22 protein-coding genes and 1 pseudogene are annotated in these 18,837 nt (G+C 63.1%); 9 read left to right on the top strand and 14 right to left on the bottom strand.

From position 1 onward, the window contains the following. Positions 1-2 precede the first annotated feature (2 nt). A complete protein-coding gene (locus QQK18_RS12865; RefSeq protein WP_284340738.1) occupies positions 3-413 on the bottom strand; it encodes a VOC family protein in 411 nt (136 codons plus the stop codon). Positions 414-563: 150 nt separating this feature from the next. On the opposite strand from QQK18_RS12865, the gene QQK18_RS12870 reads away from it, so the two are divergent. Continuing rightward, complete coding sequence (locus tag QQK18_RS12870; protein ID WP_284340739.1) at positions 564-836, top strand: hypothetical protein; 273 nt, start codon at positions 564-566, stop codon at positions 834-836. A 1-nt stretch (position 837) separates the two neighbouring features. Here QQK18_RS12870 and QQK18_RS27560 read toward each other — a convergent pair whose 3' ends face one another. Continuing rightward, the gene (locus QQK18_RS27560) at positions 838-975 is read right to left on the bottom strand and encodes a hypothetical protein (RefSeq protein WP_379994364.1); all 138 of its coding nucleotides are present in this window, start codon (positions 973-975) and stop codon (positions 838-840) included. A 327-nt stretch (positions 976-1,302) separates the two neighbouring features. Here QQK18_RS27560 and QQK18_RS12880 point away from each other — a divergent pair, with 327 nt between their 5' ends. After that, complete coding sequence (locus QQK18_RS12880; protein WP_284340740.1) at positions 1,303-2,934, top strand: alpha-amylase family protein; 1,632 nt, start codon at positions 1,303-1,305, stop codon at positions 2,932-2,934. Further along, positions 2,931-3,920, top strand: coding sequence for a TIGR03885 family FMN-dependent LLM class oxidoreductase (locus QQK18_RS12885; protein WP_284340741.1), 990 nt, complete (start codon positions 2,931-2,933; stop codon positions 3,918-3,920). The genes QQK18_RS12880 and QQK18_RS12885 overlap by 4 nt, the downstream gene beginning before the upstream one ends. Here QQK18_RS12885 and QQK18_RS12890 read toward each other — a convergent pair. Beyond that, the gene (locus QQK18_RS12890) at positions 3,917-4,162 is read right to left on the bottom strand and encodes a hypothetical protein (protein WP_284340742.1); all 246 of its coding nucleotides are present in this window, start codon (positions 4,160-4,162) and stop codon (positions 3,917-3,919) included. The two genes, QQK18_RS12885 and QQK18_RS12890, sit on opposite strands and share 4 nt — an antisense overlap. A gap of 187 nt (positions 4,163-4,349) precedes the next feature. On the opposite strand from QQK18_RS12890, the gene QQK18_RS12895 reads away from it, so the two are divergent. Together QQK18_RS12895 and QQK18_RS12900 are read left to right on the top strand one after the other, a co-directional pair. Further along, positions 4,350-4,634 (top strand): hypothetical protein, encoded by a 285-nt coding sequence (locus QQK18_RS12895; RefSeq protein WP_284340743.1) that lies wholly within the window; start codon positions 4,350-4,352, stop codon positions 4,632-4,634. Between the two features lie 12 nt (positions 4,635-4,646). After that, a complete protein-coding gene (locus tag QQK18_RS12900) occupies positions 4,647-4,889 on the top strand; it encodes a hypothetical protein (protein WP_284340744.1) in 243 nt (80 codons plus the stop codon). Between the two features lie 100 nt (positions 4,890-4,989). Here QQK18_RS12900 and QQK18_RS12905 read toward each other — a convergent pair whose 3' ends face one another. The 6 genes from QQK18_RS12905 to QQK18_RS12930 all read right to left on the bottom strand — a co-directional run bounded on the left by QQK18_RS12905 (position 4,990) and on the right by QQK18_RS12930 (position 11,481). Then, positions 4,990-5,565 (bottom strand): HD domain-containing protein, encoded by a 576-nt coding sequence (locus QQK18_RS12905; protein WP_284340745.1) that lies wholly within the window; start codon positions 5,563-5,565, stop codon positions 4,990-4,992. Between the two features lie 115 nt (positions 5,566-5,680). Beyond that, complete coding sequence (locus QQK18_RS12910; RefSeq protein ID WP_284340746.1) at positions 5,681-6,547, bottom strand: PRC-barrel domain-containing protein; 867 nt, start codon at positions 6,545-6,547, stop codon at positions 5,681-5,683. Positions 6,548-6,677: 130 nt separating this feature from the next. After that, positions 6,678-7,691: an AI-2E family transporter gene (locus QQK18_RS12915; protein WP_284340747.1), complete on the bottom strand. Its 1,014-nt coding sequence runs from the start codon at positions 7,689-7,691 to the stop codon at positions 6,678-6,680. A gap of 150 nt (positions 7,692-7,841) precedes the next feature. Beyond that, complete coding sequence (locus QQK18_RS12920; protein WP_284340748.1) at positions 7,842-8,378, bottom strand: superoxide dismutase family protein; 537 nt, start codon at positions 8,376-8,378, stop codon at positions 7,842-7,844. 112 nt (positions 8,379-8,490) lie between these two features. After that, entirely contained in the window at positions 8,491-8,823 is a 333-nt protein-coding gene (locus tag QQK18_RS12925) for a hypothetical protein (RefSeq protein WP_284340749.1), read from the bottom strand. A 93-nt stretch (positions 8,824-8,916) separates the two neighbouring features. Further along, the gene (locus QQK18_RS12930) at positions 8,917-11,481 is read right to left on the bottom strand and encodes a membrane-bound PQQ-dependent dehydrogenase, glucose/quinate/shikimate family (protein ID WP_284340750.1); all 2,565 of its coding nucleotides are present in this window, start codon (positions 11,479-11,481) and stop codon (positions 8,917-8,919) included. Positions 11,482-11,791: 310 nt separating this feature from the next. Here QQK18_RS12930 and QQK18_RS12935 point away from each other — a divergent pair, with 310 nt between their 5' ends. Further along, entirely contained in the window at positions 11,792-12,712 is a 921-nt protein-coding gene (locus QQK18_RS12935) for an HWE histidine kinase domain-containing protein (protein WP_284340751.1), read from the top strand. Continuing rightward, positions 12,705-13,199, top strand: a complete 495-nt coding sequence (locus QQK18_RS12940) for a response regulator (RefSeq protein WP_284340752.1) — start codon at positions 12,705-12,707, stop codon at positions 13,197-13,199. The genes QQK18_RS12935 and QQK18_RS12940 overlap by 8 nt, the downstream gene beginning before the upstream one ends. Here QQK18_RS12940 and QQK18_RS12945 read toward each other — a convergent pair. Then, a complete protein-coding gene (locus QQK18_RS12945; RefSeq protein WP_284340753.1) occupies positions 13,189-13,947 on the bottom strand; it encodes a Crp/Fnr family transcriptional regulator in 759 nt (252 codons plus the stop codon). The genes QQK18_RS12940 and QQK18_RS12945 overlap by 11 nt on opposite strands. A gap of 269 nt (positions 13,948-14,216) precedes the next feature. Here QQK18_RS12945 and QQK18_RS12950 point away from each other — a divergent pair, with 269 nt between their 5' ends. After that, positions 14,217-14,708, top strand: a complete 492-nt coding sequence (locus QQK18_RS12950; protein WP_284340754.1) for a YciE/YciF ferroxidase family protein — start codon at positions 14,217-14,219, stop codon at positions 14,706-14,708. Between the two features lie 65 nt (positions 14,709-14,773). Here the strand turns inward: QQK18_RS12950 and QQK18_RS12955 are convergent, their stop codons facing one another. Together QQK18_RS12955 and QQK18_RS12960 are read right to left on the bottom strand one after the other, a co-directional pair. Continuing rightward, complete coding sequence (locus tag QQK18_RS12955; RefSeq protein WP_284341038.1) at positions 14,774-14,977, bottom strand: hypothetical protein; 204 nt, start codon at positions 14,975-14,977, stop codon at positions 14,774-14,776. Between the two features lie 9 nt (positions 14,978-14,986). After that, positions 14,987-15,094, bottom strand: a pseudogene (locus QQK18_RS12960) (DUF2934 domain-containing protein); the annotation flags it as partial. 157 nt (positions 15,095-15,251) lie between these two features. Between QQK18_RS12960 and QQK18_RS12965 the strand changes: the two are divergent. Continuing rightward, positions 15,252-15,680 carry a CBS domain-containing protein gene (locus tag QQK18_RS12965; protein WP_284340755.1) on the top strand — a complete coding sequence of 143 codons (429 nt, stop codon included), beginning with the start codon at positions 15,252-15,254 and terminating at the stop codon, positions 15,678-15,680. Positions 15,681-15,913: 233 nt separating this feature from the next. Here QQK18_RS12965 and QQK18_RS12970 read toward each other — a convergent pair whose 3' ends face one another. Together QQK18_RS12970 and ctaD are read right to left on the bottom strand one after the other, a co-directional pair. Next, positions 15,914-16,300, bottom strand: coding sequence for a hypothetical protein (locus QQK18_RS12970; protein WP_284340756.1), 387 nt, complete (start codon positions 16,298-16,300; stop codon positions 15,914-15,916). Positions 16,301-16,305: 5 nt separating this feature from the next. Next, positions 16,306-18,822: a cytochrome c oxidase subunit I gene (gene ctaD / locus QQK18_RS12975; RefSeq protein WP_284341039.1), complete on the bottom strand. Its 2,517-nt coding sequence runs from the start codon at positions 18,820-18,822 to the stop codon at positions 16,306-16,308. Positions 18,823-18,837: the final 15 nt, after the last annotated feature.

Consider the following 18,837-nt stretch of genomic DNA (forward strand, 5'->3'; position numbering starts at 1 on the left):
TGCTATCCGACGTGATGTTCCGGCGGCAGTGCAAACCGCGCCTCAGGTGTCACGATGGTGATCACGTGACCATCGAGGTCGCGCAGCACCGCTCGGGATCCGCGATAGTGTTCGAGCGGTTCCTCGATCACTTCGATATCGAAGCTCTCCACCGCCGCGAGCGCGGCCTGGACGTCGGGAACGACGATCTCGATATAGGCGCCTTGCGGAATGCCCCTCGCGGCCTTGGGAACGAACTCGCTGACCCAGTCGATCAGGCCGAGCTGCGCGTCGCTTTCGGGGCCAGGTGCGAGCAGTGCGTACCACGGCTCGGACCGCACCAGGTCGAAACCGGTCAGCCGGCGGTAAAAATCGATGCTGTCGTCGAGATTGCGGGTCAGAAGCGTGCTCGAAAGGCCGAGTGCGGCGGGCATGGTTGTTTCCTCTTTATCGTGGAGGAACAGCCTGAAGCGCTCGCAGGTTCCCCCGCCGCATCACTGCCCGACTAACCTGCGCCAGTGACGCAAACTCCATCCGGCCCTGAGCGTTCGGTAATTGGGTACACGAGCCATGGAGACCGCGACATGCCTTCCAAGTCCGATCCCAAAGCAGGCCAACACAAGCAGGAAAACGTCGATTTCCTCGTCGACACGTTCGGCATTGCCAGTCCAAAGGCAGCTGATCTGATCGCCGAGGACGACAAGGAGTCCGATCGCCTGTCGAGCAATGCCAACGCCCGTCAGCACGCAAAGGACGATCTGAGCGATGCGCCGGTGCCCGCGGCGCCTGAAAGCGATTTTGTCACCGACAGCGATGAGGATCAGTTGAAACCGGTTCTGCGCAACCGCAAGGGCTGATCTATTCGCGCTGTTGCCCGTGCCTGCCAGCGACCTTGTCTTCGATCTCGGTGTCCGGACGGTCGTCGCCGCGCGCCGCCTCGGCGTGCCAGTCGCCCTCCGGGTCCTGATATTCGATCGACTCGCTGCTGCCTGGCACCTGTTGCCGTTCGGCCGCCTGTCGAGCGGCCTCGAGCGCGTCGTCATGGGTGGGATAGGTCTCCGAGAAACGTCACCGACCTTATAGGCATAGCCCCCATCATGTTCGACGATTTCGTAGCGGATGGTCATCGGCGCGCTCCTCCCGGTTTCCCATGAGAACTTCCTCCCGGCGCTCGGGTTCATGCGCTAACGTAGGTTATGATCGCCGGCTGCCTGCTGACGCGGGCGGCTTCCCGGGCGGTCCTGGCCCGGGGAACGATAACGTAGGTAAATCGTTCTGGCACCGTCAATATTCCTGATTGCAATTCTGCGACGGTACGAGGCGATGATCCAACAACCCTGGTACGTCGATGCCGTCATCTACGGTGTCGACATCGAGAAATTCGCCGATGGAAACGGGGACGGGATCGGCGATTTCATCGGTCTTGCCGAACGCCTGCCCTATATCGCCGAACTCGGCGTCACCTGCATTTGGCTGCTGCCGTTCTTCGGCTCGCCCGGGCGGGACAATGGGTACGACGTCAGTGACTACTACGCCATCCATCCGCATGTCGGCACGCGCGACGATTTCCTGTTCTTCCTGCATCGTGCCGGCGAACACGGCATCCGCGTGATCATCGATCTGGTGGCCAACCACACCTCCAATGAGCATCCGTGGTTTCACGCGGCGCGCCGCGACGAGCACTCGCGTTACCGGGATTACTACGTTTGGAGTCACGATCCGCCGCCGGTGGAACCCAATACCCACTCGATCTTTCCGGGCGAAGAGACGAGCGTCTGGACCTATGATGAGATCGCCAGGGCCTATTACTTCCATAAGTTTTACGACTTTCAGCCCGATCTCAATATGGCCAACCAGGAGGTGCGCGAGGAGATCCTACGTGTCATCGACTATTGGCTTTCGTTCGGCATCAGCGGCTTCCGCATTGATGCGGCACCCCTGATGATTTCAGACAACGGGCTGGAGCGTGCCAACCCCAGCGATCCGCACGGCGTGCTCCGTGAACTGGCTCTTTATGTGCGCGAACGTCGCGACCAGGGGCTGCTCATCGGTGAGGTCAATATGCCCGCCGAAACGCTGCGCAACTATTTCGGTGACGGCGATCAGCTCGGGCTGCTCTTCAATTTCTCCCTTGCCTGCTACATCTTTGCCGCGCTCGCCCGGCAGGATGCCGATCCGATCGTCCAGGCCCACAGCCTGCAGCCGGAGCCGCCACCGAGCTGCGGCTGGGCCAACTTCCTGCGCAATCTCGACGAACTCGACTTTTCCCGCGTGCCCCAGGACCTGCGCGAGGATGTGTTCGCTGCGTTCGCGCCTGACCCACGCATGCAGGTCTACGGGCGCGGCGTGCGGCGGAGGTTAGCGCCCATCCTGGGTGGAGACCAGCGCCGCATTGAACTGGCTTTTGCCCTCATCATGGCCATGCGTGGCGCCCCGCTCTTCGTCTATGGCGACGAGATCGGCCTCGGCGAGGAACTGGACGCCGAGGGACGTGACGCGGTGCGCGTGCCAATGCAGTGGGATGCCGGTCGCAATGCCGGTTTTTCGGACGCTCCGGCCCGGCAGTTGCGGCAAAAGCCCGTCACCACGGGACCGTTCTCCTACCGACAGGTCAATGTTGCTGCCCAGAAGGCGGACGAGGAGTCTCTGCTGAACCGGGTCAAGCGATTGATCAACACCCGCCGCGCGAACAAGATCTTCGCCGAAGGCCGGGTCGTCAGGCTGGTCGCCAGCGGGCGATGCGTCTTCGCCCACGGCTACGAGGACGGCACACAGACTGCACTGCTCTTGCACAATCTTGCCGACCGGCGGGTGACGACGACGCTCGACCTGCGCTTGCCGAAGGACGCAGTCCTCACCGATCTGCTGACGGGAAAGCCGATCGAAGCCGACAGCGGTCAGTACCGCCTCGGTCCCTATGAATACCTCTGGATCGTCGTGAGGCCGCCGCAATGACCGTCAAGTTGGGCTATCACGCCTCTCATGAGCAATTCTCCCCGCGCGAACTCATTGATTGCGTGGTGGCCGCAGAAGAGGCGGGCTTCGACTGCGTGATGTCCTCCGACCACTCCGCACCCTGGTGCCGTGCGCAAGGCCATTCCGGCTTTGCCTGGTCATGGCTCGGCGCGGCCATGCAGGCGACGACCCTTCCTTTCGGCGTGATCAGCGTGCCGGGCGGATGGCGCTATCACCCCGCGATACTGGCGCAAGCTGCCGCAACGCTCGCCGAGATGTTTCCCGGGCGCCTGCAGTGGCTGGCCCTCGGCAGCGGCGAGCGGCTCAACGAGGGCATGGTCGGCAGGGGCTGGCCTGAGAAGGCCGAACGGAACGACCGCCTGCTCGCGGGAGCGGAGATCATCCGCGCTCTTCTGGCAGGCCAGCGCGTTACTCGCCGTGGCCCCATCGCCGTGGAGGAGGCGGAGCTTTATACACTGCCGCGCGACCCCTTGCCGCTTGTTGCCGGCGCCCTCACCCCAGCCACCGCCGAATGGGCCGGTGGCTGGGCGGACGGCCTGGTGACCATCGGCGGGAGCAAAGAGCAGCTCGAGGAGATCATTTCAGCCTTCCGCCGCGGCGGCGGATCCGGCAAGCCGATCTACCTGCAGGTCCATCTGTCCTATGCCGAGACGGAGGAAGCCGCACGTGCCAACGCCTTCGAGCAGTGGCGATGCAACGCCGTCGACGCGCAGGCTGCCGAGAACCTGGCAACGCCGGAGGCGTTCGAGGCCCACACGGCAGGTGTGACGCCAGCGGAGATGGACAAACATGTGCGCATTTCGGCCGAACCGGGACAGCACGCTGAGTGGTTGATCCGCGACGCCGAGTTGGGATTTGACGCCATCCTCCTGCACAACGTCGGCCGCAACCAGAAGGCGTTCATTGACACGTTCGGCAGCAAAGTCCTGCCCGCAGTGGTCTCGGCAACGGCCGCCAGCCACTAATCGGGACTTCCGCGTAGCGCTCCCGGCTTGCCGGCATGGTCGGTTAGCGGATTGGGCTCCTCATCCTGCGGACGGCTGATCTGTTTGTTCGCCTTGGTCTCTTCGGCCGTGTCTTCGCCATGCTTGAGCCCATAGTCGTCGTTTTCGCCGCGCGCCTTTCGTTTGAGCTCCCTGTTCGCCTCCTCGGTGGACTTGTTCTTTTCGTCTACCCGGCTTCTTGCCTGTTCCTGCTGTCGTGACATATCGCACCTTCCTCGAAGCTGTTTCGTATCCGCGGGACACGGACCAAATCCTTCCCGTCAGCGGCGAAACAGAGGGACGAGCAATCCGTTCCCGCCCTAACTCGGGACACGCTTCAATCTTTCGGTAGATCGCAACCCATGCCGGCCCGGCACGTTGGCCAACAAGAAGCAGAAAGGAGTCTCTGCGATGTCTGGAAAGAAGATGGGCGCCCGCGGTCAGGGCCAGCATGGCAACAAACCCCTGGGCCCGGACGACGGTGTCGAGCGCCAGGACGAGTTCGACCTGGCCACCGACATCAAGGGCCGCAACAGCCTTCAGGGGCGCGACCAGGAAAATTTCCGCAACCAGCGCCAGGCCCAGGCGGAGGCCAAGGGCGAAACCGACGAGCTCTTGGAAAGCTTTGAAAAGCTCGACAAGGACGAACGTGCTCGTCGGGATCTCGGCAAGCGCGATGGCCACCGGTCGACGTAACGGAGCTTCGTCATGCAAAGCCGCAAAACACACGAGCAGCATCAGAAGATCATCCAAAAGCGCGTCAACACCAAGAACGCGCCCAAGGACTTCGACATCAGGACCGACCTGAAACGGGCCGAGACCCGCGACGACGCGCTGCAGGATTCCAAACCTGCCTCTGGTTTCGGACCCGACATGAGCCGCGGCGACCGCACGATCAAACGCGGCTCACACCAAGAGACCGAGCATACCAAGAAGCGGGTCGACGATTAGAAGCGCCTTCAGCAAAAAAGTGGACACCACTTCTGCGGTTCGAAAGCGCGACAGTTCAATACATAGAGCCCGTTCTGATTTTTTCGAAACAGGAGGGACTCTAGGTCACGGTACCGGAAAGCGAAGCCTTCGCCCGCTGGCGGAGGCTTTTGTCTCCTTCACCAAGCACATCCAAAAGAGCCAGGCATTCCCGCCGATAGACGCGCCAGAAGTCGGGATCGTGCGCCGAGATCGTGCGGGCGTTGTCGATGATGTCGGCGAGCTTGATCGTCTTGGCTGCGGCGGGCGCCTTGGCTGTATGCTCGTAGTCGATGCGCTTTCGTTTCACCCGGTTGCCGTCTCCGGGCCTTGAGACGTCCGTCAGCCAGTCGACGAGATCGCCGACCTCCGCACCGAACTTCTCCCGAATGGTTTCAAGTTCGACATCTGTATCCTCGACGACATCATGCAGCAGCGCTGCGCTGATCATCTCTTCGCGATGCGGGACCGAGGCGACGAGCTCTGCAACTGCGATAGGGTGCACGATATAGGGCATATCTGAATACTTACGCTTCTGCCCCTGCCGGGCGTGTGCGTCGCGTGCGAACGCCAAAGCCTCGGCAACCGTCGCCATTTGGTCGAACCGCTGCAGGAACGCAGCCTCTATGCGCGCGGTCTTTTCTGCTGCGTCGTCCATGCGTTCATTCCTCGGATACCGATCCAGAACGCCTCCAGCTATGCCTGCGGTTCCGGGGCAAAGAGGATGCCGGCCCTCCTTGGCGGGCCGACATCACCATGAAGCTGCTGGTGTGTCAGCTGCTCCAGTACTCATCGATCTGCTGGTTCTGCTGCTCGAGCTGACCCGGATTGGAGAACGCGCCCGGATCGATCGTTGGCGCTTGCGCCAGTTCCTGCTCTGTGACGTCAAGGACCAGCGTATTAAGGCCCGGCGTGGCGCGGAAGCGCTCCCAAGGCACGGCCACGTGGTCCTCGCCGACACCCAGGAATCCGCCACGTGCGACAATCGCATAGGCTATCTGTCCGCTCTGCGGATCTATGACGATGTCGCTCACGCTGCCGAGGTTCTGGTCGTTGGTGTTACGCACGTCGGTGCCGGTCAACTCATCGACGTTCACCCGTCCGACCTGCTGCATTTCGGTGACCGGCTCGGAGAGTGCGATCTGCTCTGATCGCCAGCTCGTGATCTCCTGCGGCTCGACGCCTGCTTCGGTGAGGGTGTCGACGTACTCTTCGTAGGTGTTGCTGAGGACGCCGACGAGGTATTCGCAGCCCTCGGTCTCACCGCGATAGGCGAGCACCTGCGCCGCGCCGTAGAGCTCACGGATCTGCGTGCGCGGGGACTGCAGCGGCTCGACGCCCCTAACCCCAGACCATGGGGTCGTCGCCATCGTGCCGTCGGTGGCGACGGGCGCTGTGTACGGGGTACCCCAACCTGTCACCCAGAACTGCTCGTCTCTCAAACGCTGAGAGAATGCTGTGAGCTGTTCGAAGCACTCCCCGGAACCGGCAGTGGTGGCTTCAGCCTGCTGCTGGTTCTGCTGTTCATTATTCTGTTGATTCTGCGTTTGTGTCTGTTGTTCCTGCTCGTTCTGCGCAAAGGCGGGGCCTCCAGCCAATGCTGCTATAAGGACGACTGTAGAAACTGACCGAATTAACATGGTTATTCCTCCGTTTTATGTTGAAGGTATTGAGGGTGCGCGGCTTGCGCACACAAACAACCAATTCAGGAGCGTTGGAGATGTTCCGGAATAAACTCAGGTGAAGGGCCGCTTATGCGCAGCGCGGGCATCAATCGCCGTTCGCCTTGATCCACAGTTCGCGTACGGCCACCATCAGCACCACTGTCAGCGGCGTACCGAGCAGGACTCCCAGCGGGCCGAACAACAGGCCCAGCGCCAGCAGGGAAAAGAGGCCCAGAGCCGGCGGCAGGTCGACCGTGCGATGCTGGACCACAGGGACGATGATGTTGTTCTCGATCTGCTGCACCAGAAGGTAGAGCCCGATGACCCAGAACACCATGGTACCTCCCTGCGAGGCGGCGATGACGATGGCCGGGACGGCCGCGAGGATCGGCCCGAGAAACGGGATGAATTCGAACAGTCCCGCCAAGAGGCCTAGGGCGATGGCTGAAGGCACGCCGATGAGCAGCAAGCCAGCCGTCGTCGCCACGCCCACGACAATCATGGTGAGCAGCTGGCCGAGCATCCACAGCTGCAGGGCTTTGCCGCACCTGTCGAGCGCATCGCCGATCCTGGCCCGCATGTCGCGTGGACAGAGCGCGAGAAGGCCCTGCTTATAGAGGTCTGGATTAACCGCAAAATAGACGCTTCCGACCAGCACCAGCACGAGCCCGCCAACCACGCCGACGGTGTTGGTCGTGAAGCCGGCGATATTGCCGGGAACATCGCTGCGCAACATCAGCCGTTCGGCGAAGTCGCGGATCCTCTGCCACAGACCGTCAATGCCGACATAGCCTCCAACCTCATTGACCATGCCAGGCAGTTCGCGGGCCAGGCCGCCTAGCTCTTCCCGCGTCTGGTTGCCGAGCAGATAGCCGAAGCCGCCCAAGATCAGAACGGCGAGGACCGCCACCAGCGCTACCCGCCAGCGGTGGGGCAGGGGAAGAAAGCCGAGGAGGTCCGCCCCTGTCAGCAGTACGGTTGCGATGACGATTGATCCGAAGACGAGGAGCAGGACCTGGGCGAGATTCCAGACGAGCAGACCAAGTGCGATAACCGCCGCTGCGGTCACTATGACGTGGATTGCGCCGATCTTGGCTCGTTGTTGATCGCGGTCGCCCATGCTGGCCTCTGGAGCGGGATGCGAAAAAGTTGAAACCGGTTTTCGCGAAAAATCCGGCGATAACAAAAGGTTGGAGCGCGATTTGATTCCGTCAAACGCATCGCGCTCCAAATGGTGGTAAGGGCCGGCCGGCCCCTGGGATGTTCATGTTCAGATCTCGGTCGCCTCGATGACGCCGCAGGCAATCCTGTCGCCCGAATTGCCGCTGGGGTCGGTCCTGTAGTCGTCGGGACCGGAATGCACCACCAGGGCGGAGCCGTCCTCATCGAGCAGGTATCCTTCCTCGCCTTCGCTCAGCGATACCAAGTCGTTGTTGACGTTGAGCACCAGCTGCCCATCGGCTCCGGCGGTCTGGTTCCGCATGTCGCCGGCATGCGGGCCGTTAGGATTGTCGAAGCCATGCTCGTTGCCGCGCGGCGCGAAATGGGAGCCGGCCGACTCGAAATTCGTGGCCGGGTCGCAGTCGCCGGTCTCATGGATATGGAAGCCGTGCTCGCCCTCGGCGATGCCCTCGATCGTGCCGGCAATCGTCACGCCCTCCTCGGTCTCGGTGAGCATGACGGTGCCTATCTCATTGCCTTCCAAATCGACGAACGTCGCCTCGGCGACCGTCAGCTCGGTCTCTTGGCCGTTGGCTGTGCCGGTGAGGAGGAAGACAGATGCAAGGATGGCGGTTGTGATTTTCATGATGCTTGTTCTCCGTTTGCTTGCAAGTTGAAACGCAACGGCTGCGGAACTCGACTATTCCGCGACCGTCCATAGTACTCGATGCCTTGAACGCCCAGGCGCGCTTCGAGATTTACGGCCCGATGGCAGCGGTCAGCTGATCGCAGGACACCCACCACTGCGAGGGAAAGGCTGCGTCGCGTAGACGGCCGAGAAAGCCCTGATCAGTACCGAAATCGATGAGGCAGAGACTGCCGCTCTCCGTTGTGAGAGAGTTCACCTGAAGGGTGGTACACTCATCAGGGGAGATGGCTCCTTGGCTATTGATCGACTGTTCCAATGCGCTCTGGCTGGGGCAGGCGACCATCGAATTCGCGTCTCCGGTCGATGTGGTTTGCGCCAGCCCGGCAGTAGCGGGAGCGGCCATGGAAAGTACCGCGGCCAATATCAGAGGTTTAACGAGCATTGGACTTCTCCTTTGGAAGGTGGCCTTACATTGGCCTCTGCCACCCGGCAGCCTCAGCGGTTGCGGTGCGTGACCGCTCCGCAACCGCTGTTGTCACTCCTGTTCGGGCAGGGCCCAGGCGATGAGGTAGTCGCCGATGGGGGTCTCCATGAAGTGGTGCCCACCCGGCGCGATGGCGATGAACTGGCGTCCGCCGACCTCATAGCTGATCGGCGTCGTCTGCCCGCCCGCCGGCAGCTCATCGCTCCAGACCGTCTCGCCGGTCTCGATATCGATGGCCCGGATGAGATTGTCGGTGGCCGCCGCGATGAAGACGAGGCCGCCTGCCGTGATCACGGGGCCGCCATTGTTGGGCGTGCCGATCTTCATGGGTAGCATCGAGGGGATGCCGAACGGGCCGTTGGCCCGTGCGGTGCCCAGAGGTTCGTCCCAGAGCGTCTCGCCGGTTTCGAGGTCGATGGCGCGGATGCCGCCATAGGGCGGCTGCTTGCACATGAGGCCCGTCCAGTCTTCGCGCCAGCCGGCGTTGACGTCGATGGCATAGGGTGAACCAAGCTGTGGATCCGGTCCTTCCTGGTCGGGGTCGTATTCCGGCTCGAACAGGGCATGTACCTCGCCCGCTTCTTCACGCGGGACCAGGCGATTGTAGTTGGGCATATCGTTGTAGTTGGCAATGAGGGTGCCACGTTGAGTGTCGACCGCCATCGATCCCCAGTCCTGGCCGCCATTGTAACCGGGATACTGGATCCACCTGCCGTCGGTGGTCGGCGGCGTATAGACGCCTTCATAGTTCGCCATCTTGAACTGGATGCGGCACCAGAGCTGGTCGAGGGGCGTCGCGCCCCACATGTCCTTCTCGGTTAGTGCCGGGAACAAAAGGCTGTGATAGGTCGAGAACGGCTGCACGGGCGAGAGATAGTCCGGCTCGACGCCCATGCCGGTCGGCACCTCTCGCTCCTCGACCGGAAACAGAGGCTCTCCGCTGCGCCTGTCGAGGACATAGATCTCACCCTGCTTGGACGAGACGATGATGGCGGGAACGGTGCCGTCGTCGGTCGGGAAGTCGACGAGGCTCGGCTGTGAGCCGAGATCGTAGTCCCATACATCGCGATAGACGGTCTGAAAGTGCCAGACGTCTTCACCCGTGGTCACGTCCACTGCCACCAGCGCGGTGGCGTACTCGTTCTCGAGTTCGCTGCGGTTGCTGCCGTAGTAGTCGACCGCCGAGTTGCCGAGGGGCAGATAGACATGACCCAGCTCCTCGTCGCCGGCTGCTATCGTCCACATATTGGGTGTTCCGCGTGTATAGACCTCGCCCTCGGCGGGCGCGTCGCGATTGTCCGGATTGCCGAGGTCCCAGGCCCAGGCGAGCTCGCCGGTGACGGCGTCGTATCCGCGCACGACCCCCGAGGGCGAATCCTCGGCCTGGCCATCCTTCACCTGCGCGCCGACGACGGCGACGCCGCGCACGATCGTCGGCGGCGAGGTCACCGTATACCAGCCCGGCACGGTTTCGCCGATGCCTTCCTCGAGGAAGACTTCGCCATCGAGGCCGAAATCGGGGCAGGGTTGGCCGGTGCGGGCATCGACCGCCAGCAGCCGAGCATCGAGCGTGCCCCAGAGGATGCGGGTGGCGCAGAGTTCGTTGTCGGCGGCGTCCGGCACCTCGAAATAAGCAACGCCTCGGCACGTTGCGCCATAGGGGATGGCGTCTTCAGAAACCTGCGGGTCGTAACGCCATTCTTCTCGGCCGGTTGCCGCGTCGACAGCGATGGCGATGCCCATGGCCGAGCACATATAGAGGTCGTCGCCGACCTTGAGCGGCGTGTTTTCGGGAGAGTAGTCATCGGTCTCGCCCGGCATGTCGCCGGTGCGGTATTCCCAGACGCGTTCGAGCTGGCCGACATTGCCGGGATTGATCTGCCCGAGCGGAGAGTAGCGGTTCGCCCGGTAGGTACCGCCATAGGCCGGCCAGTTCTCTCCGACCTCCATGGTCGGCAGAGGGTCCTCGTTGGCCGGTATACCGGTCGGTGTCGTCGCTGCGGGCTCGGCGTTCTCTTCGGAGGGCATCTCCGGATCGGTCTCCGGTGCCGGCTCCAGGGCGGGAAGCTCCTCGGCGGGCGGAGCCGGCTCCTGCGTCGGTGGAGCGGTCTCCTCAGTTGGCGGAGCAGGTTCTTCTGTCTCGGGCGCCGTCTCCTGCGCGATCACCGGATTGTCCGTATGACCGATCAGCAAGGGGGTCATGAGCGCCAGGGCAAGCGCCGCGGCAGCGCCCGTAACGGTATCACGGCGCCAGGTCCGGCCGCGCAGGGCCGGCGCGGCGAGCAGTACCAGGACGAGAACGACCGTCGGTGCGACGAGCCGGGGTACCTGTGCCCACCCGTCGAACCCCACTTCCCAGAATGCCCAGATCAGCGTGCCGAGATAAGTGACGAGATAGATCCAGACGGCGAGCATTGAGCGCTGGAAGAGAAAGAACGCCGTCAGCAAGAGGCCGATGCCGGCCAGAAGGTAATACCAGGATCCCCCGAGCGCGGCCAGCCAGACGCCGCCTGCGGTGATTAGTATGCCGAAGACGGCGACGATCGTTGCAAGGATCATGACTGCCCAAAACCCGAACCCGCGGTTAGGGCGATCCTCTCGAGGTGTGTCTGTCATTGATCTAAGCTCCCTTTTCCTCAGGGCGCAACGAACGCACCGTCCATCTGTTCCGAGCTTGCTTTTTCGGCTGACCTGCATTCGTTCAACTGTTTGGGCGTAGTGGAACGTCCACCCTTGTCCCGACGTTTGTGCGCAGTGACTGCGAGCGGGGTAAACAGCCTTGGCAAGCCCGGTGAGCGACATCGCCTCTGCGATGGCCGTACCCGCTCTCCTGCAAAAAGTCTCGCCCTAGCGGCCAAGGTGACCCATGACGGCCGTCGAGCCTGTTGAGCTTCTGTCCGGACAAACCCCTGCGACCGACGTTGGCATGATCTTTCCGCGATGGCGGGCGCAGGCGTCGGGAGCTTGGGAAGACGTCAACCAGGAGTGGGCGGAACTGACCGGTCAGTGCCTAGACGAGGCGCGTCAATGGGGATGGCTCGATTGTCTCCATGCCGATGATCGGGAAAATCTGAGGACCGCGTTTGCCAAGGGTGCCGGCGAGGGTGCAGGGCGCTCGCTGAAGATCCTGGGGCGTGTTCTTGACCGGGTCGAGGGGCGTTATCGGTGGATGGAGTTCCGCGCCGTTCCCCGCCAGACGGGCGGTTGGTTCGGCGCGGCTCTGGACGTCGACCAGTTCGTGACGGCTCTCAACCACCTGGAGGTCCAGCGGAACGAGCAGCGGCATCAGGCACGCAACCTGCTGGCGACCATTCGGGCGATATTCCGCCGAGTTCTCGCGACCAGTGATGGTCTAGATGCGGTCCAGTCCCGCTTCGAAGACCGTCTCGATGCGATTGCCCGCCTGCAACTGGTGCTCTCGGGAGGCGAGGCCGCGTCGCCCACTCTTGCCGATCTGATGGCTGCCGAGGGGGCGGCGATCGAAGGCGTTGCCGCAGGTCGCCTGAGCTACGATGGACCGGCGATCAGCCTGCCGCGGCGAACCTACGAAATTGTGGCGATGGCGTTGCACGAGCTGCTGACCAACGCGCTCAAACACGGGGCGCTCGGTCAGCCTGGCGGCAGCGTCAGGGTTTTCTGGGTGCATGCGAAAAGGACGCTCGTTGTCAACTGGCGCGAATACTGCCCGCAGGGCCTGGCCGAGCCGGCGCCGTCGCGCCGGGGCTACGGCCGAGAGCTCATCGAGAGGGCGCTGCCCTACGACCTGGGCGCGGACATCTTCTACGAATTCGATAAGTCGGGCCTCTCCTGCCGCATGACCATACCGATTGGAGCTGACGATGACTGAGATCGACAATGCTGCCCTGCGCGGTAGCCGCGTGCTGGTGGTGGAAGACGATTACCTGCTCGCAGAGGATCTCTGCCGGGACTTGCGCGAAAGCGGAGCCACGGTCCTGGGGCCGGCCCCGACCGTCCACTATGCCTATAGTCTGCTGCTCGGCAGGCGGGGTGTGGATGGCGCAGTGCTGGATGTGCGCCTTCACGGGCGCAATGTCTTCGAATTGGCCGAGCGGCTGCGCGAGCTCGATATCCCGATGCTCTTTGCCACCGGCCATCAGCAGGATATCCCTGCTGAATTCGGCAATGAAGCGCGGCTCATCAAGCCGCTGCGGACAAACGAGCTGATCGACAAGCTCGGGCACCTCGTCAGGCGCGAGGAGAGCCGCCCGGCAGGTGGCGCGCCGCCATCGCCCGCCGCCGAACCGCCGCTGCCGATCGATGCGCGCATCGGCCGATGCGTGACGCGGGCGCTGCGTTTGCGGTTCAGTGAGTGACGGCTCCGGCTCGCCCGTTGCGCTCGTAGCCCAAGCTCGTGACGTCAAAAAGTGCCAGGCGCCGCAGGGCGGCGGTATCGTTGAGGGTGACGATCCCCTTGCTCATGGCGACGAGGTGCATGCGCCGCAGCTCCTGGAGCGTACGGTTGACATGAACCGACGACAAGCCGAGCGCGTCGCCGAGATCGGTCTGCGTGGCGGGGAAGTGAAACGTGCCTTTCTCGACCAGTCCCACGCGCCGCAGGCGCAGTTCCATCTCGCACAAGAGATGCGCCATGCGCTGCAGGGCGTTGCGCTGGCCGAGGCTGATCATCCACTCGCGTCCGATCGCCTCGTCCACTGCATTGGCCGCCAGCATCGCTCTCATGAAGACTGGAAACCGCTCGCTGGCGGCAACGAAGCTTTCCGCCTGCATGCGGGCAACCGCAACCTGCGACAGCGCAAAGACGTGCTGTCCCACGTGCCCCGAGGACAAGAACCGATAATCGCAGATATCCCCCGGCACCAGGAAGGCGGTGATCTGGCGGCGCCCGTTCGCCAGGCGCGTGAACCGGTAGGCAAGACCGCTCATGATCACGACGATCCTGTCGGCGGGCGCGCCCTCCTCGAGGATGGTCGCGTGCGCCTGGTGGTGGTTGAGGGCCTTGATCAGATGAGTGAGGGAGGCGAGTTCCTCCTCGGACATCCGCACAAGGCCTGCCAGGTTCGCCAGGAATGGACGGATGCTGACGAGGTTGCGGTCGATCACAGGTTATACCGGAGTGGGTGCTGACAGGCAGGTGAACGCGAAATGGGCCCCGAAGGTTGTCACGCTTATGATGCTGACCCTGCTTTGAGGGAGCCCCTGTCGCCGATTAACGCAGGTTAGACGTGCACTGCAGCGCCGTTTGCATTCTGGTTGCGATGGCTGGGGCTTAACACTTGTAAGCCCTGGGCATCCTCTGTGTGCGGCCGGGAACGTGTCGTCGACAAACCTCGTTGCTGTGCACCGACAACCAAAGCTGTGAGGACACCCAAATGGCAGGCAACAAGAAGCTCGAAGACCTTTTCGAGGACACGTTGCGCGATATCTACTATGCGGAACGCCAGATCACCAAGGCGCTCCCCAAGATGGCCAAGGCGGCGCAGTCGCAGGAACTGCGGCAGGGCTTCGAGCACCACCTCGAGGAGACCGAAGGGCACGTCGAACGCCTGGAAAAGGTTTTTGAGCTGCTCGGCAAGCGCGCGCGTGGCAAGACCTGCGACGCCATCCTCGGCATCATCGACGAGGGCAAGACGATCATGGACGAATTCAAGGACAGCGAGGCTATCGATGCCGGCCTGATCTCGGCAGCACAGGCGGTCGAGCACTACGAGATCGCACGCTACGGCACCCTCAAGACCTGGGCCCAGGAACTGGGGATGAGCGAGGCCGTCCGTCTGTTTGACGAAACCTTGAGCGAAGAGAAGCAGACGGACCAGAAGCTCACGCAGATCGCCGAATCCTCGGCCAATCTGAAGGCCGCCTGACAAAGCAACCTGTGGAGGGCGCCGGAGCCGCAAGGTTTCCGGCGCCGTTTTTATATCTGGAGCAGTTACTTATTGGTGCGACCGCGCTGGTTCGGATCGATGCCGCCGGCAATAGTGGTATCGTTCATCACGTCGCCCTCGACGGTGTTGTCACCCGCCAGTACGTTGTCATCCGAGCCAGTGAGCCCCGGCGACTGGCCGATACCCGGATTGCTCTCGAGATCGCGGTCGGTGGCACTGGCGCGTGCATCGCCGCGTGCGAGGGTCACCTCGTCGCTGGCCCGCTGCCAGTGCTCTTTGGCCTTGCCTTCCGGCCGGCCCTCCTCTTCCCAGATCTGATAGGCCCGCAGCCTGATCTGTTCCTCAGTCGTAGTGGTGGTGGCCATGGCTGTCCTCCATTCTGTTCGGAAGAAACGCGTCACGCCCCTCTTCGCTCCTGACTAAAGGCTGCCGACCGCTGAAATCGATCACAGTCGGCGCTCCGCCGGGAACGCTGGTGCCGTTCGGGTGTTCTGTTCCAAGTCACAAGCGGAGGACAGACCAATGAAAGTGAGCGAACTGATGACCCGGGAGGTGCGCACCGTCACCCCCGACCATAGCCTGCAGGATGCGGCCCGGCTGATGGGCATGATCGATGCAGGCTTCCTGCCGGTGGCGGACGACGACCATCTGGTCGGTACGATCACCGACCGGGACATCGCCATACGCGCTATCGCCGAAGGCAAAGGCCCAGAAACCCGGGTAAGCGAGGCGATGACGCGGGACGTCAAATACTGCTTCGATGACGAAGACGTCGAGCATGTGGCGCGCAACATGGGCGACATCCAGGTCCGCCGCCTGCCGGTCGTCGACCGCAACAAGCGCCTCGTCGGTGTGCTCTCGCTCGGCGACATGGCCATCGACAACCTGTCGGCCGACGCCGCCGAAACAGCGTTATCGGGCATATCGCAGCCGAACCACCGAGCCCACTGAACAACCTGCCGGCCGCAACCATCTCCTCCTCAGGTTGAGCCGCGTCGCTGAGGGGACCTTGCAAGAGCGCGGGCCCCTTTAGTGGTTCTTGCTTTCAATCCTCATCCGCGGGGTCATCTCCGCGAAAGCGGGGAACTCTGTTTGCAGTGCCGGCAAAGGAACGGAGGTTCCCGCTTTCGCGAGAATGACCCGGTGGTGATGGCGGCGGCGGGCCCTCGCGAGATGCGAAAAGATCACCGCAACTGCGCACACGCGGGCAGCAGCACTGCTCCGAGTGCAGCGTAAAGCATCGCCAGGAGCGAGAGGCCTGCCAGGATCCGCATGACTGAAGTCAGGAACGGCCATTGGTCATCAGGAGAGCTTGCGCCCGTGATGAGGCGATAGCTTGCGCCAGGCATGACGAACGCCGCGACGGCGAGCGCCATGCAGAGGACGCTCGCCCCAATGACGGTGCCGGCCGCCAACACATTGCCACCGTTCGCCCCGATCCCGACTTCGAAAGCGCAGAGCGACGATTGCGCTCCATAGATCAGCGTCAGCTGCAACGCCCAGAGGATGGGACCGATCAGGATGAAGATGAGCGTGCCGATCATCTGCCTGTTGGAGGACGTATCGCGCATCCGCATCACCCGATCAGCCGAGGAAAGCCGTGGATCAGCACCAGGCCGAACAGGCCCTGGGCGCTGGTGTAGTAAAAAAAGAGCGCCGCGTTGTCGAAGGTGACCCGCCGCCGACGGTCGAGCTGCCCCGTCACCTGCCGCGCCACGGCGAAAAGGCAGAGGATGACGGTGGCGAAGGCCGCCTGTCCGGTGAGGAACGCGGCCATATAGACCATGGCTCCATAGGACGAGGCCTTGGGATCGAGGCCGGTCCCGATATGCCCGAGGACTTCGAGGCCGATCGCCCCGACGATCAGGATGGCGGCAGCGACCAGGAGGAGGGGTGTTGCCGACCACGAGCGCCCTTCTTCGGGAAGTCGCCTGCCGGCCCAGAGGATGAGCGCGCTGCCGCCAACGAACATCGCGGCCGAGCCCAGGGGGTAGAGCAGGGAAGGCGGCGCAGGCGAGCCGGCCGGTGCCCAGACCTCCGGCGAGACCGTCCACAGATAGAGGTAGGAGAAGAAGTAGGAGACATAGAGCGAGGCGGCGACCAGCATCAGCACCACCATCGCCCACCAGCTGTGCGAGAGGGGGCCGGTCATGTAGGTCGGCAGTTTGATGCCGCCACCGATATCGACTTCCCCCTGGCTTGGCTTGTCGAGCTGCCAGGTCCAGACGAGGCATGCCGCGATGGCGAGCACGCCGCAGGTGAGAGCGATGGTCACCTGCTTGATGGTCAGGAGCAGGAAGAAGGCCGCGGTGAAGGCGGCCGCGGCAAGGTGCGTCCAGCTCGGCCCCGGCATCTGGATGACGTATTGCGGCTCGGCCTCGACCGCCGAGGTGACGATCGTCTCGCGACCGCCGGTCGGGGCGCCGGGCAGGTAGTGCAGACCCTCCTCGACCTCGCGCGACAGCGACGGTCGGTCCCAGAGAGGATCGCGGCTGGTGACGCGCGGAATGCTGCGGGTGGAATAGACGTCGTTGGGCAGGAACTCGAGGGTCCCCGCGTTCCACGGGTTCTCCGGACCGTTGCCGAAACGGAAGTTGCGGAAAAGGTCGATGATGAAGACGAGGACGCCGGCGGCAATCGTGAAGGCGCCGACGGTCGAGATCGTGTTGAGCACGTCCCAGCCCATATTGCTGGGATACGTCCAGACCCGCCGCGGCATGCCCGCAAGGCCGGTGATGTGCATGGGAAAGAAGGCGACGTTGAAGCCGATGAACATCAGCCAGAACGCCCACTTGCCGAGCCGCTCCGAGAGCATCCGGCTGCTGACCAGGGGAGCCCAGTAGTAGAAGGTGGCAAAGAGCGGGAACACCATGCCGCCGACGAGCACGTAGTGGAAATGCGCAACGACGAAATAGCTGTCGTGCGCCTGGAGATCGAAGGGCACGATGGCCACCATCACTCCCGTCAGCCCGCCGAGCGTGAAGATGAAGAGAAAGCCGAGGATGAAGAGCGACGGCACGGTCAGCCGCAGCCGCTCCCGCCCGGCTGCAATGGTTGCGATCCAGGAGAACACCTGGATGCCCGAGGGGATAGCGACCGCCATGCTCGCCGCCGAGAAGAAGGTAAGGCTCAGCGCCGGGATGCCGGTGGTGAACATGTGGTGCACCCAGAGCCCGAAGCTGAAGAAGCCCGTGGCGATGAGGGCAACGACGATCAGCCGATAGCCGACGAGCGGCGTCTGGGCCATGGTCGGGATCATCATCGAGACGAGCCCGGCCGCCGGCAGGAAGATGATGTAGACCTCGGGGTGCCCGAAGAACCAGAAAAGGTGCTGCCACAGCACCGCATCTCCGCCGAGCTCTGCGGTAAAGAACGGCCAACCGAAGGCGCGCTCGATCTCGAGAAGCATTGTGGCGAGAATGACCGCGGGGAAGGCGAAGATGATCATGGCGGCAAAAATCAGCATCGCCCAGGCAAAGATCGGCATCCGCGCCAGGGTCATACCGGGCGGACGCGTGCGCAGCACGCCCACGACGATCTCGATGGCACCAGCGATGGCCGAGATCTCGATGAAACCTATCCCCAGGAGCCAGAAGTCGGCATTATCGCCCGGCGAGTACTCGGTCAGTGTCAGCGGCGGGTACATGAACCAGCCGCCCTTGGGCGCGAGGTCATAGAAGATGGTCGAGAAGAACACCAGGCCGCCGATGATGTAGGCCCAGATGGCGAAGGCCGAAAGGCGGGGGAAGGGCAGGTCGCGCGCCGCCAGCATCTGCGGCAGCAGCATCACACCGAGCGCCTCGACCGCCGGCACGGCAAACAGGAACATCATCGTCGTGCCATGGACGGTGAAGAGCTGGTTGTAGAGATCCTGGCCGACGAACGCGTTGTCGCCCACGGCGAGCTGCGTGCGCATGACCAGCGCCAGGATGCCCGCGAGCACGAAGAACAGGAACGCGATCCCGATGTAGAGCGTGCCGACGACCGTGTTGTTGACGGCCGTGACGATACGAAAGCCCTTGGGTGTCGCCCATACGCGCTTCAGATCCTCGAGCTCGTGCTCGGGTCTCGGGCCTTTGTTGGGCAGGGGCAGGTTGTCCGGTTGCGT

Origin of the sequence: Devosia nitrariae (genome assembly GCF_030160115.1) — a bacterium.
In the GTDB taxonomy this organism is placed as follows: Bacteria; Pseudomonadota; Alphaproteobacteria; order Rhizobiales; family Devosiaceae; genus Devosia; species Devosia nitrariae.

What these genes read in the sequence shown, in the direction of transcription:
- QQK18_RS12890 (WP_284340742.1), bottom strand. Translation starts at nt 4,162, where the DNA reads ATGTCACGACAGCAGGAACAGGCAAGAAGCCGGGTAGACGAAAAGAAC.
- QQK18_RS12910 (WP_284340746.1), bottom strand. Translation starts at nt 6,547, where the DNA reads ATGTTAATTCGGTCAGTTTCTACAGTCGTCCTTATAGCAGCATTGGCT.
- QQK18_RS12885 (WP_284340741.1), top strand. Translation starts at nt 2,931, where the DNA reads ATGACCGTCAAGTTGGGCTATCACGCCTCTCATGAGCAATTCTCCCCG.
- QQK18_RS12905 (WP_284340745.1), bottom strand. Translation starts at nt 5,565, where the DNA reads ATGGACGACGCAGCAGAAAAGACCGCGCGCATAGAGGCTGCGTTCCTG.
- QQK18_RS12950 (WP_284340754.1), top strand. Translation starts at nt 14,217, where the DNA reads ATGGCAGGCAACAAGAAGCTCGAAGACCTTTTCGAGGACACGTTGCGC.
- QQK18_RS12935 (WP_284340751.1), top strand. Translation starts at nt 11,792, where the DNA reads ATGATCTTTCCGCGATGGCGGGCGCAGGCGTCGGGAGCTTGGGAAGAC.
- QQK18_RS12920 (WP_284340748.1), bottom strand. Translation starts at nt 8,378, where the DNA reads ATGAAAATCACAACCGCCATCCTTGCATCTGTCTTCCTCCTCACCGGC.
- QQK18_RS12970 (WP_284340756.1), bottom strand. Translation starts at nt 16,300, where the DNA reads ATGCGCGATACGTCCTCCAACAGGCAGATGATCGGCACGCTCATCTTC.
- QQK18_RS12870 (WP_284340739.1), top strand. Translation starts at nt 564, where the DNA reads ATGCCTTCCAAGTCCGATCCCAAAGCAGGCCAACACAAGCAGGAAAAC.
- QQK18_RS12930 (WP_284340750.1), bottom strand. Translation starts at nt 11,481, where the DNA reads ATGACAGACACACCTCGAGAGGATCGCCCTAACCGCGGGTTCGGGTTT.
- QQK18_RS12865 (WP_284340738.1), bottom strand. Translation starts at nt 413, where the DNA reads ATGCCCGCCGCACTCGGCCTTTCGAGCACGCTTCTGACCCGCAATCTC.
- QQK18_RS12965 (WP_284340755.1), top strand. Translation starts at nt 15,252, where the DNA reads ATGAAAGTGAGCGAACTGATGACCCGGGAGGTGCGCACCGTCACCCCC.
- QQK18_RS12880 (WP_284340740.1), top strand. Translation starts at nt 1,303, where the DNA reads ATGATCCAACAACCCTGGTACGTCGATGCCGTCATCTACGGTGTCGAC.
- QQK18_RS12925 (WP_284340749.1), bottom strand. Translation starts at nt 8,823, where the DNA reads ATGCTCGTTAAACCTCTGATATTGGCCGCGGTACTTTCCATGGCCGCT.
- QQK18_RS12940 (WP_284340752.1), top strand. Translation starts at nt 12,705, where the DNA reads ATGACTGAGATCGACAATGCTGCCCTGCGCGGTAGCCGCGTGCTGGTG.
- QQK18_RS12915 (WP_284340747.1), bottom strand. Translation starts at nt 7,691, where the DNA reads ATGGGCGACCGCGATCAACAACGAGCCAAGATCGGCGCAATCCACGTC.
- QQK18_RS12895 (WP_284340743.1), top strand. Translation starts at nt 4,350, where the DNA reads ATGTCTGGAAAGAAGATGGGCGCCCGCGGTCAGGGCCAGCATGGCAAC.
- QQK18_RS12900 (WP_284340744.1), top strand. Translation starts at nt 4,647, where the DNA reads ATGCAAAGCCGCAAAACACACGAGCAGCATCAGAAGATCATCCAAAAG.